The following is a 15,134-nucleotide window of genomic DNA, read 5'->3' as shown; positions in this document are numbered from 1 at the left end:
TCTGGTATTCCTAGCATCTCAAGGATATTTTCCCCGAATGATGATGAAGTAGCAAATGAATGGGCAATCAGGTCGGTGTAGCTGTCCTCCCTATTGCCAATGCCGAGAATATCAAAAATGTGTTCTGTCATGAAATATGATTGTTAACAGTTTTACATAAAGCTTTCCTAAAAATTAGAGAGGTTATGAATTGTCACGGTTTGGATTAGTTAAAGAAGTGTGGTTAGTCCCTATCCAACAATACAGGAGATAATTGCTATTCAATTTCAATTACTTTTCTCATATTAAATGGTCGTGAAAGCGTTAGAAATAGCCCAAAACGATGATAAATACAAGATAGCTATACAAATGTCGCCTGTAACATTATCGTTGCTTACAGCGTGTGAAAATGATAACGCAACATAAGATACCTTATGTTTCATTGGATATTTGATGAAAATTAGTTAATAAGTTTTACCTTTGTGAAAGAATTTTCCTGTTTCATTTTGCTTCATAATTTTGTAACGATTTTCTTTTGAATATATATGCCGGCAAGATAAATATCCAAAGCAATAAAACAGATATAACTATTACCCACTTTTCAGATTTTGATGCATCAAGATTATTTGCATCGCTGTATACAATAATAATGCTTGCAATAAAAATTGCTACAAAAATCATGTTAGAAAATACTGTCACCATAATATTTGATGAAAATCTTGCTGATAAAAAACAAATCAAACCAGAAATATACAATATAGGCAACAATAGGTTATAATTAGAACCTTTTGGGATGTTCTTTGAATTAGTCATTGAATATGAATTTCTGACACCACAATGTGGACAAATTTCAGCTTCATTTTTAATAATTTCTCCACAACTTCTACAATAAATCTCGTCTAAACCCTTTGTTTTCTTTTCCATCATATTTCCCCAGCAGTATTGAGTTACTTTTAGCATCTGATATTATGATATAAGCATGAATTGGAACGATGATAACACCAAGGAGCAAATAATTGAATGTTAAAAAGTTAATTATAGCCCAATTCCTAGTATTAATTTAACGTGTTAGCAAATCAGGAATTAATAAAAAGTAAAAAACGGCTCAAAAGCCATTTTATTAATCTTTGGTTAGCGTAGCACCCTGAACTTTTACAGAAAAGTCACTGCTCATTATTTCCACATATCCTTGTCCTTGGAATATTTCGTTTGCAATTATGTCGTCGAATTCCATGGACACGTCGGATTGTCTTTCAACATATCCCATATTCGTAGTTGTGTCCGTTACTTCAACCTTGTAGGTACCAGATGCTATGTCCACACCAACCAAGTATACACCATCTTCAAACACATCTCTGATATTGGTTTCTATGGTGTCTTCTGGATAGAGTGTCGCACCTTGAATCTTAACATAAGCATCGCTCTCTTTTATTCTTACATAGCCTGAGTTGGATATGATGCCATTTGCAATAATGGAATCAAACTCCATGCTAGCATCCTTTGACCTGTCAATGTAAGCCATGTCCACATAAGAATCCTTTACTATAACTTTGTACAAACCCGGCTGAATGTCACTTCCCACTTTATATGTACCTTCCTGTATTGCATTTGATATGGGTGTTTCTGTTTCTGGTGAAGACTTTTCTTCGTCATATGCAGAGGCTTCTACCCCTGTATCTTCAATTTCAATGTTATTTGTACCACTTTCGTCAGAACCCATTCCAAATACAAAAGCTGCTATGACCATACTTGCGATAAGGAATACACTCACTATCATAATCCATTTTATTACTGATTTTATTATTGTTACTACCTCCAGTTAGATTTGAAATAGATTTCCACTGTCTAGTTACATACTGCAAACATTTAAGAATAACTGTGAAGAATTTCGATTAACTTCTACAATGGCTTGAAAGTCCATATCAAGTATATAAAAACTCAATACTGATGTTTTTAGACATTTTACTTATTTATGGCATATTTTCCATGCCATGATCCTTTTCTTCTTTTCCTTTTTCTTCGGAAGGGAGCTTACATAAGCATAGGATATATCAAACCATTTCCTGAGTTCGATCTCATCGTCGTATACTGCCGGTGGTATTAGGGGCATACTCTCTCATGCGCCTGCCGTTTGGAGTAAATGGAGCTGCTTCGTCGTCTTCATAGAGCATTTGCTGGTCTTCCTCCTGCAGGCGCAGCATAATGCCATCGCCATTACGTGATAATATGTTACTTGTGTTATTTTGATTGGATAAAAATAACACAAAATACGAAATATGTATTAATGAGTGTGTAAAATATGCTATTTTTAAATAAATACTTTCATATAATATTCGTGTGGAATAGTATTCAAAATCCTTTACTAAAAGGGAGTTTCATATTATCTTTCGAGGTAATAATGTTATTCCTATAAATATATTCTCTAAACCTATTCCACATCAGAAGGAAGTCAATAGCTAATGAATTCGGAACTTTTAAAGTATAAGGATATCTCCATCAGGTATGGTGAGAAAAAAGTATTATCACATTTCGATCTTGATATTAAAAAAGGAGATCGTATCTTGCTGAAAGGCAGATCAGGTGCAGGTAAGTCCACACTTTTAAAGATGCCCATGGGTTTTGCCCACCAAACAAGTGGAAGTCTCTATTTTAATAACAAGCTCCTTGATACTAATACTGTATGGGATGCCAGGAAAAGGATCGCTTATGTATCCCAGGACCTTGATATCTATGAAGGGTCTGTTAATGAATTTATCGAGGAAGTATTTTCCTATTCGTTCAATGAAGGAAAACTTGACAGGACCAAGCTCAGAAGGCTTCTTGTTTACCTGGGTTTCGAGAAAGATGTTCTTGATATGCATTTCGAAGAACTCTCAGGTGGAGAAAAACAAAGGATAGGGATAATCATGTCCGTGCTTATAGGGAAAGACATATACTTGCTTGATGAGATCACATCATCTCTTGATAGTGCGCTGAAAGAAAAGGTCGCCAATTATTTTCTGGAACGCAAGGATTGGACACTTGTGATAATTTCCCATGATGATGTGTGGGAAAAGGAAAATGTAAAGGTCATACCGGTCGGTGTTTAAATGGAAGCCTATGATATTGGCTATCTGTCTTTGATAGCATGTTTTCTTTTGCTCGCAATTCCACTTTTTGTAAGTCACTACCTTAAGCTTGGACTTATAAACGAAACAGTTGTCTCAGTTTCAAGAATGATCCTGCAACTTGCTTTTGTAGGATTTTTCCTGACAGTGCTATTTGATCTGAACAACTCTGCTGTTAATCTTTTGTGGTTATTGGTAATGATCTTAATGGCGAGCCACAGTACAATAAATGAGGTCGGACTTGATCTGAAAAAGTTGCTATTGCCTACGGTAGTTTCATTTATAGTAGGTAATTTCCTGATATTACTTTACTTTAATATGTTTGTGGTGGATCTGGAAAACCTCTTTGATGCTAGATATTTGATCCCCATATTCGGAATGTTCCTTGGAAATTCTCTCCGTGGTAATATAATAAGTGTCAGCAACTTTTATGATACCATCAGGAGAAATGAGAATCGTTATCTATACAGTTTGTCACTGGGTGCGAAGAGGCACGAGGCTATTCTTCCCTATGCCAGAAAAAGTATCAAGCTTGCATTGAAACCTTCGATAGCAAGCATGTCAACGACCGGTATAGTTGCATTGCCGGGAATGATGACCGGTCAGATCATTGCAGGATCCAGTCCAATTCTTGCTGTCAAGTATCAGATGGCTATAATGGTCGGGATATACGTTTCTACTGTTATGACGGTTGCAATTGGAATATTTATGACGATCCGTTCAAGCTTTGATGATTATGGTATCCTTAAAAAAGATGTTTTCAAATCAACAAATACCTAATTACGCTTCTATTTACCTTTTCTTATTTTGTTGAATTTCTTGCTTCTTAAGACTACGAATTACTTTGTAGCTTAAATAAAGACTTTATATCCACGAACTATTTGTTATATTATACCTTCATAAAATCGATATTTTAAGGAACAGATCATCATGAAAAATAGATCTCTCACATTAGGATTGACATTATTGATCCTCATTGCATCCGCTTTTGCAATGGGTTGTACAGACAACGCTTCTGAATCCGTTACTAACGCTGGAGTGGATAATGGCGGATCTTCATTTACAGGCGATGGTGTTCAGGGAAATATCATCTTTGACGAACCTGTGGAGTCCTTCTCTAATGCCACCATCTATCTGAAAGTTGAGGATGTAAGTCTTCAGGACGTAGCTTCTGTGACCATGTCCGAGAATTCCATTATTGGCGTATCCATGGATGCAGATAATGTTCAGCCAGTGCCATATCAGATCAACCACCCTGAACTAGAGGAAAGAATGACGTATTCCCTTTCAGTCCATGTGGATGTTGATGGGGATGGCAGACTCTCAAAAGGCGATTATTACAGCACCTGGCACAATCCTGTACCTACAGAACCAGGTATTCACGATCTTGATGTTCATGTGGAAATGATCTGATAATTGCGTCTAAAGAAAAAAAGGGGACTATCGTTATGGAATGTGCAGCAAATCCCGTAAACATTGATAAATTCCTTATCCTTCCTATTGCTGAAGGGTCAAGGACTGTAACTGAAGTACTTTCAAAAGAGGGTTCTTTCAAGATACTGGAAGTGCTTTCGGAAGATCCACTTTCTGTAAGGGAAATTTCCCTTAAGACCGGTCTTCCTTTTGTGGATGTTGAAGATAATATCATGGCTCTGATGGAGTCCGATCTTGTGGAGAGAAAGACTCGATCCTCCGGTTTAGGGGGGGAAGACGATATCTACGGACCATCCAATAGGTTCGTTGTATTCTCTTCTGAAGACAATACTAATGTTGTATGAGATCAACCCCTGGTGCAAATATGGTCACTAAAGACGTTGAAAATAAGAACAAGAATGAACCGGAAGATGCAGATCAGGACAGTTCGGAAAATGTAGTTGTACTTCCGCTCAACGAAGATTCAAAGAAGATAACACAGACACTTTCCAATGAAAAGTCCCTGAAGATACTGGACCTTCTATCCGAAGAGCCTATGTCTGCAACGGATATCTCGAAAAAGCTCGGTCTTTCCATTACCACTATCAAGTACAACATTGACAGTTTGCTGGAAGCCGATCTTATCAAGGTACACAGGATTAAATGGAGTGCCAAAGGGCGTGAGGTCAAGCTCTATGAGCCGGTACAGAAATTGATCATTGTAGCTCCGGGAAATATGAATGTCAGCAGGGCTTCCATAATCAGTATGTTGCAACAGTATATCGGTGTCATAGGTGCTGCATTCCTTGGTGCTGCAGGTCTTCAATATCTGTCAAGACCTGTTCCAATAGAGAATGGAGGTGCCTTCGAACCTGTAATGATGGATGTTGCCATGGAGTCTGAAGTTCTCCGCGATGCACCCATGGATATGGGCCCTTCAATTGCTGCTGATGGGGCAGTGGAAGAGGTTGCAAAGGCAGTTCCTGAAGCAGCTGGTCCTCAGATAATGGACAGCATACAGACATTCTTTTCGAACCTTTCAGATAACATAGGGCTCTGGTTCTTCCTGGGATGTCTTTTTGCAGTTATGTTGATGATGTTAAAAGGACGTTATTATGATAATGCCAGCAGTTCCACAAAGAGGTCCGTAAAGCGTTATCTTCTGCCTTTGATGCTCGTTGGTGTGGTGATAGCTGCACTTTCCGTGGGAATAGCCCCTACAGAAGATGATCGATTGATTTTCCCTGAGATCGAGAAAATACCAGCTGACCATATTTTCACTGAAGAGGATAATGGCAGTACAGTATCGGTTCAAGCCGGAAGTATTGTGCGTATCGATCTTGATGCACCTTCGGAAGGGTACTGGCATCTTTCAGGAAAGGATGATCTGTCAGTTAAAGAAGAAGGGTATGGATATTCATCATCCTACAGTCCTGTGGCTGATGATTCTGTGTATGGATGGACCTTTGAAACCCCATCCATTGGTGAGAAGTCCATTATGGTGGAATACAATTCATGGGACGACCAGGCATCTGTTCCGAGCGATTTCGAGATGACCTTGGTGGTGGAAGGGGATAATGAACTGTATCCGTCATTTATAGTGGACGGCTACTATTATGGTGATGCGATCGAACTTGCACAAGGCGAGTGGATGCTCATCAGACTGTTCGAATCCACGGCTGATACATATACCTGGAACATGACGTTGACGGACGGTCTCCGGGTCAAAGGGGATGAGTTCATCCCGCAATCTGAGGGCTCCCTTTATGGAAAGCATGAGTGGGAGGTCGAGGCAGTTGAAGCCGGTGAACAGAATATCTCTGCCATTAACATGCAGCTGGAGGGGATCCTTACAGGATATGAACAGACCTTTGACCTTACGGTCAGGGTCCTTTGATATTTTTAGTTAACTTTCAGTGGAGCTAAGATATTCAGTAGGGTCAAGGAGCTTTCGAGGTCCCTTATTCCCAAACCAGTTTCCTCCAATATAATTGTTGTCTTCAACAACAGGAGTATCTTCCCCCAGCTCAAAGTGGAGCATGCTGGGATTCTTTTCTTTTAGCTTTTGTATATATTCGAGAGCATTCTTGTCTATCATCTTGCTGTTCAGCACAGATCCGACGTGACCGATCAATTGACCGGCTTCAACAGTATCTCCTACTTTTACGTTTGAGGTACCAAGCTCACCGTATTTGCAGAAAAGTCCTGAATGGTTCCTGATAATAAGATATTTCATCAATGGACTGTTTAATCTCTTTCAGAATTGAAGTAAATTCTTCTATGTGATAATTATATGAACTTATCTCTATGAAACCATTTTATATCTGTTCTCATATATTTTATGATCCTCAAATACTAACCTGAGATCCTTCTTAAAGATATCCAATGTTCAATTTCCATTAACTGTTTATATGATGATCTAACAAGTCATATTGGGGAAGGCATATTGTGGCGGGTCTGTTACCGGATGGGCTGCAGTTTTCCACAGTTTTGTATTGTAGCAGTATCTGAGGATATTCCTATGGATGGTCCAAAGATCGTATGAATGATAAATAGGGAGAAATGGGAGGAAATATCTATGGAAATGAGCCCGGAAGAAATGCAGAAGAAAAAGGAAATGGTATTATCTATGTGTGTTTGCGCGAAATGCCCCTCGTGGGTAGAATGTGGGGAAAAGGGAGGATATTGTTTCCCTACAATTGGTAAGAGTAGCTGTATAACCGAGGAAAAAGGCTGTATTTGCGGTGGTTGTCCTGTGACCGAAAAACTGGGTCTTACGCACGGATACTACTGCACACGTGGTTCTGAAAAAGAACAGCTTGGGATGTAATATTCATCCCTTTTTACTATCTTTTTAGTTATACTGCCCGGTAGTACATTCCATTCTCTGAGCTTATGCCGATGATCTTGTGCTCCTCGACCAGTCCTTCAATTATCGGGGAGAGTTCTTCTTTATCAATATCAAGAGATCGAACAACCTGCTCAAATGTACAGGGTCTTCGAAGTATGAGATCATATACCTCATCCGGAAGGTTCTCATGTTCTATATTCGATCTCTTTCTTTTCAGACCTTTGAGTACCAGTCTTACCCTTTCCCTTCCCAGTTTCTCATCGAACTTCTGCGCGATTTCTTTGAGCCTCGTTTCAGTTACCGGGATGATAAGATCTTCAGCAGGCGGTCGGCTTATGGTCAATATCTCTATCTCATCCGGATCGATGAACTTGAGAACTTCGATCAGTTTATCTATTTCCTGATCGCTTGAATTTGTAAGGTATCCATTATTTGAGTCAAGTAGCATGACCTCTATGGCAACCCTTGCACCTTTCATTTTCTGCAGTTCTCTTAGTCCTTTGATGATATCCTGAAGTTCGATCCCTTCTGCAGGTCTGTTGATGGACTGGAAAGTCTCTTCATTTCCGGAGACTAATGTAGCAACCACAAGATCTGCTTTTGAAAGGTTATTTCTAACGTCCTCTCTGTTCACGAGTGATGAATTCGTAATTACACAAATGGGAACATCGCTGATCTTCCTTATCTGTTCGATCATGTTACCCAGTTCCAGGTTCAATGTAGGTTCACATGTCCCTGAAAATGTTATGTAATCAAGATCATCCACTTTCTTGTGATAGTTAGTGAGGCCGTCGATCACTTCTTCAGTTGTTACAAGATCTGTAACGTCTGATGGTGTCAATATTTTCCAGTCCACATGTCCAAGCTGACAGTAGACACAATCAAAATTACAGTTCTTCCTGAAGTCACTCTTTTTGATGATGTCAATTCCAAGCGACCTTCCAAGTCTTCTTGAAAGGATTGGTCCGTAGATGATCCTTGATTTCATTTTGATCACATTTGTTGATGTGTACTCTGATCTTTTCTGTGTGGCTAAAGTTAAATGTTCTTTCTGATCATTTCCTGATCATAAGGTTTCCACATTTGGGGCAGTTAATTTGACCACATGGAATTCCTGGTTGGTGGATCTGTTCGTGACCGCAGTTCGGACATTTGCATTCTCCTCTGGAAATACTGACTCCAGCTCCTTTGCCACCACGTAATCCTCTTTGTCCTCGGCCTTGGGTCTGTCCTCCGACCATTCCTCCATTCTGTCCTCTATTTAGTCCACCCATTGGTCCTTGTCCCATAGGTCCTGTTCCATCCTTTCCTGGCATAGTATAATTTCCTCCTTCTACTTTTATTGATTTTCCATTAACTAATGCATCTGCAATTTTCTGCAATGTTCTTTGGAGCGTCCTTTGAAAGGTCGACTGGTGTATTTGCATCGTCTGAGCTGCATTTTCCTGTTTCATTTTTTCAAGAGAGCTCAGCCTGAGGGTTTCCAGTTCATCAATGGTTATGTTGACCTCTTCCAGATCTTTCAGGCAAACGCCTGATGGTTTGAAATGCCTTGTATTGTGGTCATAATTAACCATTCTCCTTTTTCTTGGGCGTCCCATATTATGCATTATAATGCATAATGTAGATAAACTTAACGTTCATCTTCAAAATATGTGTAATAAACATATTGGATATTTCCAGTTCAATTCGTTTTTGTTATTTAGTGCTGACAAGAAGAGAAATCTGATGACAAAAAATATCATCTGGTATCAATTATCAAAAAAGCATCTTTAGAATCCAACTATCTACTGGGATCCCTTCTAGGTGAGCACGCAGTTCATCAAAGACCCAGTCTATCCATGCCTGCTCTTCTTTACTGAGAAAAGCAGACATTTTTGCACTATCTGGCTGAATTCATTCATTCAGTGTTGTTCTGTATTCGTTTGCCAGTCTAACATACTCGGCTGCATTTTCAGCTATCATCTGTACATCTTCAACGGTCGCTTCTCTTCTGACCTTTCCGGGAACTCCGGTGACAACACTGTTAGGTGGGATTATCTTTCCAGGTGGGATAAGGGCGTTGGCACCGATGATGCAGTTCTTCCCGACCTCTGCACCATCAAGAACAGTTGAGTTCATTCCCACTAAGACATTGTTACCTATCGTGCAACCATGGAGAATGGCTCCATGACCGATGCTGACATTGTTTCCGATCTTTACTTTAAAGGGAGGGTCAGTGTGGATAACACAATTATCCTGAATGCTGCTTTTCTTACCGACAAGGATCTCGTCCTTGTCTCCTCTGATGGTTGCATTGAACCAGACACTTGAGCCTTTTCCAATTTTTACATCACCGATGATATCTGCAGATCCTGCAACAAATGATGTTTCTGATATCGAAGGTTCTTTGTTTTTGAATTCTAATAGCATCATATCTCCACAATTATCTAATTCTGCCTTAATCGTTCAGCTTTTTCAGAAGCCATGCCATATTCTGACCGAGGGTTTGCATGGTCTGTATCCCTTCCATATCGGCTTCAACATCTACCGGTAAAAACCCGAGTCCAATGTTCCAGTAGCTTGAACCTGGAATTATCATCTGGGATATTGTGAATAAATGGTTGATCGAGTCAAAGGCATGAATTGCACCTCCTCGTCTGGCAGCGACAACAGCAGCACCTACCTTGCGTTTGAAGAGATCATCGTTCGCTTTCGCCACAAATCCTGCTCTTTCTATAAGGGCTTTAGTTTCTGCATTAACGTCTGCAAAATATGTAGGTGATGCAATGATTATACCATCTGCCTCTTTCATTTTTTTGATGCAATCATTTACAATATCACTTTTTATGACGCATTGCTCGTCTTTGTTCTCAAAACATTTCATGCAGGCGGTACATCCACTCAATGTATTGTTACCTATCTGTATGATCTCGGTTTCAATACCGTCGTCTTCAAGTTCAGTAAGGACATGTTTGAGTAAAAGTGATGTATTTCCTTCTTTTCTTGGACTTCCATTAAATGCAACAACTTTCATGATCGATCTCCTGAAAACTTAATTCCTTGCGAGTGAGTAATCTGCGAGAACCTTGAGATACACGCTATCAACTTCCATTAATACTGTTTCGAACATGGCGATATGTACCATTTCCTCTCTGGCCACTTCCAGAAGCACTGCCTTCAGGTCTTCATCCTTTGTAAGGGAGGCCATTTGTTCATAGAAATTAACAGCATCCAGCTCGGCTATCATGCCAATTCTGATAAGTTCCTTGTCGAGATCTTCCTTACTTAGATTTTCAGGTATGATCGGCATTTCAGACATCATTTGCTTCTCCCCCCTTTATTTTGTCATCTCATCAACTTCAAGCTTGCCTTTTTCCATTTCCTGTACCTGCTGTTCATCTTCTCTTAACAGGAGTGTCTGGAATTCTCCGACATGCGTTTTCTCTTCCTTTGCGATGTCCAGAAGTACTTCTTTCACTTCTTTGTTATCTGTCAGCGCTGCCATCTGCTCATAAAGATTTATCGCATCCAGTTCAGCGATTATGGCTGCACGAAGGATCTCTTTGTTGATGTCTTCAGGTTTGACCTTTGATATGTCTATAGGTATTTTCGATAGCATTGGCTTACATCTCCATTTATTTTTAGCTGTGGGGATATGTAAGATATGGTCTATGTCAATAAGATGATCTAAACTCCCCAATAACATTCATCTTTTACATTATTTATATGTTGAGGAACGATGGCAAAGCTCAAAAGGCAGACATTCTTTAAAAAAAAGGTTGAATTGTGATCATATTTATCACTAAAAAGTATTATGGGCTTTATTCAATTCTTGTCATGGGTTTGATCAAACCCTTTGGACACCCATTTCTTTCAATGAGCCTTCAATGTTATATATCCATCAACTCTTATCAAATCCTCCGCATCTGCCAGGGACAGCTGCGCTCATCCAATTGGTCAATTAATGGTATAATCAGTACTTCCTATTCCCGAATATTGCAGAACCGACGCGCACCATTGTAGCCCCTTCCTCGATGGCAACCCTGTAGTCATTGGACATTCCCATTGATAGTTCCTGGATATCGATGTTATCCTGATCGACCTGCTTCAGCTCATCAAAAAGTGCTTTCATCTTCTTGAAATATGAACGTGTTTGCTCAGGGGACACAAAAGGAGGTATGCACATGAGTCCTTTCACCTGAACATTCCTGAGGGAATGGATCTGTGTTATTACCTGTCCGATCTCATCCGCCCCAAAGCCGAATTTCTGTGGCTCGTTGCCTATGTTGACCTGAAGGAAGACCTTCTGTACCTTGTCAATGGCTTCGGCTTTCCTATCAATATCCTGTATCAATTTCAGGGAGTCAACTGACTGGATCACATCAAAGAGCTGAACGGCTTTTTTAACCTTGTTCGTCTGTAGATTTCCTATGAGGTGCCTTTCACAGGGCAGGATCTCAGCACATTTATCCTCGAATTCCTGAACTCTATTCTCCCCTATGATGGTTGCTCCGGCTCTGATGGATTCGTTTATCCTCTCAGGGTCGATAGTCTTGGTGACGCAGACAAGTTTTGTTCTTCCAATTTCGTTTAAGATCTTTTTTATATTTTCATCGACTGTCATTCATATTCCCAAAACGATTTTATTAAAAATATAATTTATTTAAATAATTACAATTGTTGTCTATATGAACCAAATGCAATGAATTTCATATAAAACGTTCGTTTGTTTCAGCAGATTACTGTCGTTCTTTTTTTGCAAAAGTTAGAAATAGGCTTTCTACAAAGCCAAATTTAGAAGTATATTTCTACAGATACATAACCAAGATACTAAATACTAATCTTGTTTAATATTTATGGGGGTTATAAAGAATGTTATTTATGATCAGTCTTGAGCATACACCTGAACAGTGTTTTGCAAGAGACGAATACAAGGCAGAAATGAAGCAATGGGCTGGGGAAATGAAAAACTCAGCAGAGAAACTGGGTATAAAAATAAATGGAGCATATGTTTGCCCTAACGAGCATATTTTCTATTTCATCCTCGAATCAGACAGTTTGATGACAATTTCGGAATTCTTAAAACCGCCGATGTTAACGCATCACACCGCAAAGATCACCCCTATACTGACAATAGAAGAGACAGTCAAAGGGTCCACATTGCTAAAAAGCTAAATCGTTTCGTAGACTATAGGGGATCTCGAAGAACTCAGAATTTAAGCGATTGCATATAGATCACATATAAGTGATCGTTTGAAACCATGGGTTTATCGAAGTCCTTTACAGTAACTTCTATTTTTTTTATGCTCATCATAATTTCGACACTTTCACTCTCTGAGTTGGAGCAAGTGATCAAGGTAAATATGGAAAGAAAGGAACCTTAATTAAACGACAAGTTCGTTAAGGTTCACATTTCCATTGGTGGTTTTTATGTATATCTTATTTCCACCATTTCCTAATATCGCTTCCATGTGAGTTTTTTCTATTCCCGTTAAAACCAATGCTATGTCGTTCACTGAAATATCACCATTAGTTGTTTTCGCCTCTATATCAGCATTGAGTGACGTATTTATAGAAAGAGTAATACCTCCATTGGTACATTTTATATCTACATCATCTTTAAAGTCAAATATCTGTGCATCGATCTTTCCGTTTGTTGTCTCCAAGTCATCGATTCCTGTTGTTCCTCGGATATCTATTGCACCGTTGGTTGTGCTCGCTTTTACATATCCATCAACATTCCTTATTACTATAGCTCCATTGGTACTTGCTACTGTAGTATCCCCTTTTGTGTCTAAAATTTGTATATTTCCATTGGTTGTTTTCACAAGATCAACGGGAACATTATTTGGAACGTTTATATCCATATCAACAGAAACCCTGGCATCCTCAAAAGCGCTCAATGTTGTTTCGATCTTTATCTCATTATCGCCTTCAGTAACAATAATCTCAACTTTATCAAGCTCGTCTTTTCCATATCGGGTCCTTTTTGTAGCTTCCAATATGACCGTATCGCCTTCCCAGCTATTAATTTTGATCTGACCATTTACATTGATAACCATCAAAACAGTATCATTACCTGCTTCATACTCGCCATTGAAATCTTCAATTTCTTCAGGCCCGTATTTGGGGCCATACCCTGTACACCCGGAAAAAGCAGTAACGAGAAATACTGCCAACATCAAAAATGCAATATGATATATTTTCATCATCGATTTCCCCCATATTAAAAATAAAAGGTATTCGCATAAAAGACTGTTTATCCTATTGATCAGAGCAAAGTTCTGGGGTGTTGAACCCATTTAGAATTAATGCTTCCTATGCGTAACTTGCTTGGTAATGTGTGAGGTTCTGTATGTTATTTTGCAAGACCTGTCTATGTGGGTAAAAGAGATGATACTGATCTTCTGTGGAAGAAGATTATTGATATGTCTTATGTTGAATGGAAAAATGGGCTTTTCTAAAGGTACTTTACATTACATAATTGTCTAATTAAACAGTTTCATTTTGCCAAAGGCTATAAATAAAACATCTGTATTATTAGCTTTTAATATTTATTAAAAACACTAAAAGGTAATATGCATGGAATGGATATACTTATTAATTGCAGGAATGTTTGAAACTGGATGGGCAGTTGGACTGAAATATAGTGATGGTTTAACCAAGTTTTATCCAGTGGTGTTTACAGTAATTACTTTAATTTTAAGCATGTATTTATTGGAAAGAGCTTTGAGAACGTTGCCTGTTGGGACCGCCTATGCAGTTTGGACAGGTATTGGGATCATTGGGACAACAGTATTGGGAGTAGTCCTTTTCAACGAATCAATGAATTTCTCAAGGATTTTTTTCATTGGACTGATTGCTGTTGGGATCGGTGGCTTAAAATTGGTATCAGCTTGATCATGCATCATACCAGTATTTTATTAGAAAACATTCAGATTCGTGGATGAGAAAAATGAATGATATTGAAAAAAAGATAATTGACATTGGTCATGAGATCTTTAAGGGCTACGGAGTTGATAATTCCACTGCACAAATTCTATCGATACTTAATTTTGAATCCGATGCAATAAGTATGGAGGAACTGGCAGAGAGGACAGGGTATAGCCTTGCTTCTATAAGCCTTAAGATCAAAAACATTGAGAATTTTTGGAGTATAAAAAGGTTGCATAAGCCCGGATCCCGCAAGACATATCTGCATATGGAAAAAAATCTGTTAGATGCTTTTGCTATCCAGATCAGGAACGGCTTTGAAACCGAATTAGACATTGCAAAAACAAAAATAGATCCTCTTATAGAAGAATACAGAGGCAATGCCACTACCCAAGAACAAAAGATCAAACTACATACTTATGAAAATTATCTCTCAGAGATCAATAAGTTTGAAGAATTAATTCGAAATATATACGATCAAATCGATCATCTAAAAAAGAAGCAAGTTTAAGCTGCTTTGCACTTCTTTCGAGTGAGCTTTCTATACTTTGGACAGGGCAAAGTTTCAAACATTTGCCCTACTCAGATTGGCCAATATTTCGTTTTTCATGTAGTGCCCCCCCTCTATTGAGCATAGTTATTATAGCCACACTTCCAATCTTTCTCGATTTTCTCATGTGAGGGAGAGATTGAAGACTTGGGAATAAATATAATAAATGTTAAAATAGTTGTAACTATTCAGCCTAATTATCGTCAATCCTGTATCAACTCTAATACAAAAAATTAATTTGCAACCCTAAAATCAAACAATCGTTGGAACAAATGGCTTTCCATCGATTGCATCTTGAATAGCTTTCATCACAGAAAGT

The 15,134-nt window shown here is 38.7% G+C and carries 21 protein-coding genes; 9 read left to right on the top strand and 12 right to left on the bottom strand.

Going from position 1 to position 15,134, the window contains the following annotated elements:
• Positions 1 to 480 precede the first annotated feature (480 nt).
• The 3 genes from QAS77_RS04780 to QAS77_RS04770 form a co-directional block, all read right to left on the bottom strand.
• Positions 481 to 903: a zinc ribbon domain-containing protein gene (locus tag QAS77_RS04780; RefSeq protein ID WP_305064313.1), complete on the bottom strand. Its 423-nt coding sequence runs from the start codon at positions 901 to 903 to the stop codon at positions 481 to 483.
• Between the two features lie 196 nt (positions 904 to 1,099).
• Positions 1,100 to 1,726, bottom strand: coding sequence for a hypothetical protein (locus tag QAS77_RS04775; RefSeq protein ID WP_305064312.1), 627 nt, complete (start codon positions 1,724 to 1,726; stop codon positions 1,100 to 1,102).
• Between the two features lie 219 nt (positions 1,727 to 1,945).
• Positions 1,946 to 2,089, bottom strand: a complete 144-nt coding sequence (locus tag QAS77_RS04770) for a hypothetical protein (protein ID WP_305064311.1) — start codon at positions 2,087 to 2,089, stop codon at positions 1,946 to 1,948.
• Positions 2,090 to 2,438: 349 nt separating this feature from the next.
• Between QAS77_RS04770 and QAS77_RS04765 the strand changes: the two genes are divergently transcribed.
• The 5 genes from QAS77_RS04765 (at position 2,439) to QAS77_RS04745 (ending at position 6,396) form a co-directional block, all read left to right on the top strand.
• A complete protein-coding gene (locus QAS77_RS04765; RefSeq protein WP_305064310.1) occupies positions 2,439 to 3,068 on the top strand; it encodes an ABC transporter ATP-binding protein in 630 nt (209 codons plus the stop codon).
• A complete protein-coding gene (locus QAS77_RS04760; protein WP_250868867.1) occupies positions 3,069 to 3,866 on the top strand; it encodes an ABC transporter permease in 798 nt (265 codons plus the stop codon).
• A 150-nt stretch (positions 3,867 to 4,016) separates the two neighbouring features.
• A complete protein-coding gene (locus QAS77_RS04755) occupies positions 4,017 to 4,499 on the top strand; it encodes a YbaY family lipoprotein (protein WP_250868868.1) in 483 nt (160 codons plus the stop codon).
• Positions 4,500 to 4,534: 35 nt separating this feature from the next.
• Positions 4,535 to 4,864 carry a hypothetical protein gene (locus tag QAS77_RS04750; RefSeq protein ID WP_305064309.1) on the top strand — a complete coding sequence of 110 codons (330 nt, stop codon included), beginning with the start codon at positions 4,535 to 4,537 and terminating at the stop codon, positions 4,862 to 4,864.
• 20 nt (positions 4,865 to 4,884) lie between these two features.
• The gene (locus tag QAS77_RS04745) at positions 4,885 to 6,396 is read left to right on the top strand and encodes a protease inhibitor I42 family protein (RefSeq protein ID WP_305064308.1); all 1,512 of its coding nucleotides are present in this window, start codon (positions 4,885 to 4,887) and stop codon (positions 6,394 to 6,396) included.
• A gap of 9 nt (positions 6,397 to 6,405) precedes the next feature.
• On the opposite strand, the gene QAS77_RS04740 is transcribed toward QAS77_RS04745, so the two are convergent.
• Positions 6,406 to 6,735: a M23 family metallopeptidase gene (locus QAS77_RS04740; protein WP_305064307.1), complete on the bottom strand. Its 330-nt coding sequence runs from the start codon at positions 6,733 to 6,735 to the stop codon at positions 6,406 to 6,408.
• A gap of 342 nt (positions 6,736 to 7,077) precedes the next feature.
• Here QAS77_RS04740 and QAS77_RS04735 point away from each other — a divergent pair, with 342 nt between their 5' ends.
• Positions 7,078 to 7,329, top strand: coding sequence for a DUF2769 domain-containing protein (locus tag QAS77_RS04735; RefSeq protein ID WP_250868872.1), 252 nt, complete (start codon positions 7,078 to 7,080; stop codon positions 7,327 to 7,329).
• Positions 7,330 to 7,357: 28 nt separating this feature from the next.
• On the opposite strand, the gene QAS77_RS04730 is transcribed toward QAS77_RS04735, so the two are convergent.
• The 7 genes from QAS77_RS04730 to QAS77_RS04700 all read right to left on the bottom strand — a co-directional run bounded on the left by QAS77_RS04730 (position 7,358) and on the right by QAS77_RS04700 (position 11,956).
• Entirely contained in the window at positions 7,358 to 8,338 is a 981-nt protein-coding gene (locus tag QAS77_RS04730) for a radical SAM protein (protein WP_305064306.1), read from the bottom strand.
• 67 nt (positions 8,339 to 8,405) lie between these two features.
• Complete coding sequence (locus tag QAS77_RS04725) at positions 8,406 to 8,951, bottom strand: DUF134 domain-containing protein (protein WP_305064305.1); 546 nt, start codon at positions 8,949 to 8,951, stop codon at positions 8,406 to 8,408.
• A 295-nt stretch (positions 8,952 to 9,246) separates the two neighbouring features.
• On the bottom strand, positions 9,247 to 9,762 hold the full coding sequence (locus QAS77_RS04720) for a gamma carbonic anhydrase family protein (RefSeq protein WP_305064304.1): 516 nt from the start codon (positions 9,760 to 9,762) through the stop codon (positions 9,247 to 9,249).
• A 28-nt stretch (positions 9,763 to 9,790) separates the two neighbouring features.
• Positions 9,791 to 10,366, bottom strand: coding sequence for a flavodoxin family protein (locus QAS77_RS04715; RefSeq protein ID WP_250868874.1), 576 nt, complete (start codon positions 10,364 to 10,366; stop codon positions 9,791 to 9,793).
• Between the two features lie 18 nt (positions 10,367 to 10,384).
• Positions 10,385 to 10,654: a ferritin family protein gene (locus QAS77_RS04710; RefSeq protein ID WP_250868875.1), complete on the bottom strand. Its 270-nt coding sequence runs from the start codon at positions 10,652 to 10,654 to the stop codon at positions 10,385 to 10,387.
• 15 nt (positions 10,655 to 10,669) lie between these two features.
• Positions 10,670 to 10,951 carry a ferritin family protein gene (locus QAS77_RS04705; RefSeq protein ID WP_250868876.1) on the bottom strand — a complete coding sequence of 94 codons (282 nt, stop codon included), beginning with the start codon at positions 10,949 to 10,951 and terminating at the stop codon, positions 10,670 to 10,672.
• A 354-nt stretch (positions 10,952 to 11,305) separates the two neighbouring features.
• Entirely contained in the window at positions 11,306 to 11,956 is a 651-nt protein-coding gene (locus QAS77_RS04700) for a YggS family pyridoxal phosphate-dependent enzyme (RefSeq protein ID WP_250868877.1), read from the bottom strand.
• A 248-nt stretch (positions 11,957 to 12,204) separates the two neighbouring features.
• On the opposite strand from QAS77_RS04700, the gene QAS77_RS04695 reads away from it, so the two are divergent.
• Complete coding sequence (locus QAS77_RS04695; protein ID WP_250868878.1) at positions 12,205 to 12,507, top strand: DUF3303 family protein; 303 nt, start codon at positions 12,205 to 12,207, stop codon at positions 12,505 to 12,507.
• Positions 12,508 to 12,716: 209 nt separating this feature from the next.
• Here QAS77_RS04695 and QAS77_RS04690 read toward each other — a convergent pair whose 3' ends face one another.
• Positions 12,717 to 13,544, bottom strand: a complete 828-nt coding sequence (locus QAS77_RS04690; protein WP_305064303.1) for a DUF4097 family beta strand repeat-containing protein — start codon at positions 13,542 to 13,544, stop codon at positions 12,717 to 12,719.
• Positions 13,545 to 13,914: 370 nt separating this feature from the next.
• Here QAS77_RS04690 and QAS77_RS04685 point away from each other — a divergent pair, with 370 nt between their 5' ends.
• Both QAS77_RS04685 and QAS77_RS04680 read left to right on the top strand, forming a co-directional pair.
• Positions 13,915 to 14,232 (top strand): DMT family transporter, encoded by a 318-nt coding sequence (locus tag QAS77_RS04685; protein WP_305064302.1) that lies wholly within the window; start codon positions 13,915 to 13,917, stop codon positions 14,230 to 14,232.
• A gap of 55 nt (positions 14,233 to 14,287) precedes the next feature.
• Complete coding sequence (locus QAS77_RS04680) at positions 14,288 to 14,776, top strand: GbsR/MarR family transcriptional regulator (RefSeq protein ID WP_305064301.1); 489 nt, start codon at positions 14,288 to 14,290, stop codon at positions 14,774 to 14,776.
• Positions 14,777 to 15,134 lie beyond the last annotated feature (358 nt).

The sequence above is a fragment of the Methanococcoides sp. genome (assembly GCF_030594565.1).
In the GTDB taxonomy this organism is placed as follows: Archaea; Halobacteriota; Methanosarcinia; order Methanosarcinales; family Methanosarcinaceae; genus Methanococcoides; species Methanococcoides seepicolus.
The sequence above is the reverse complement of the archived record's forward strand: the minus strand, read 5'-3'. Positions and strand labels throughout refer to the sequence as shown.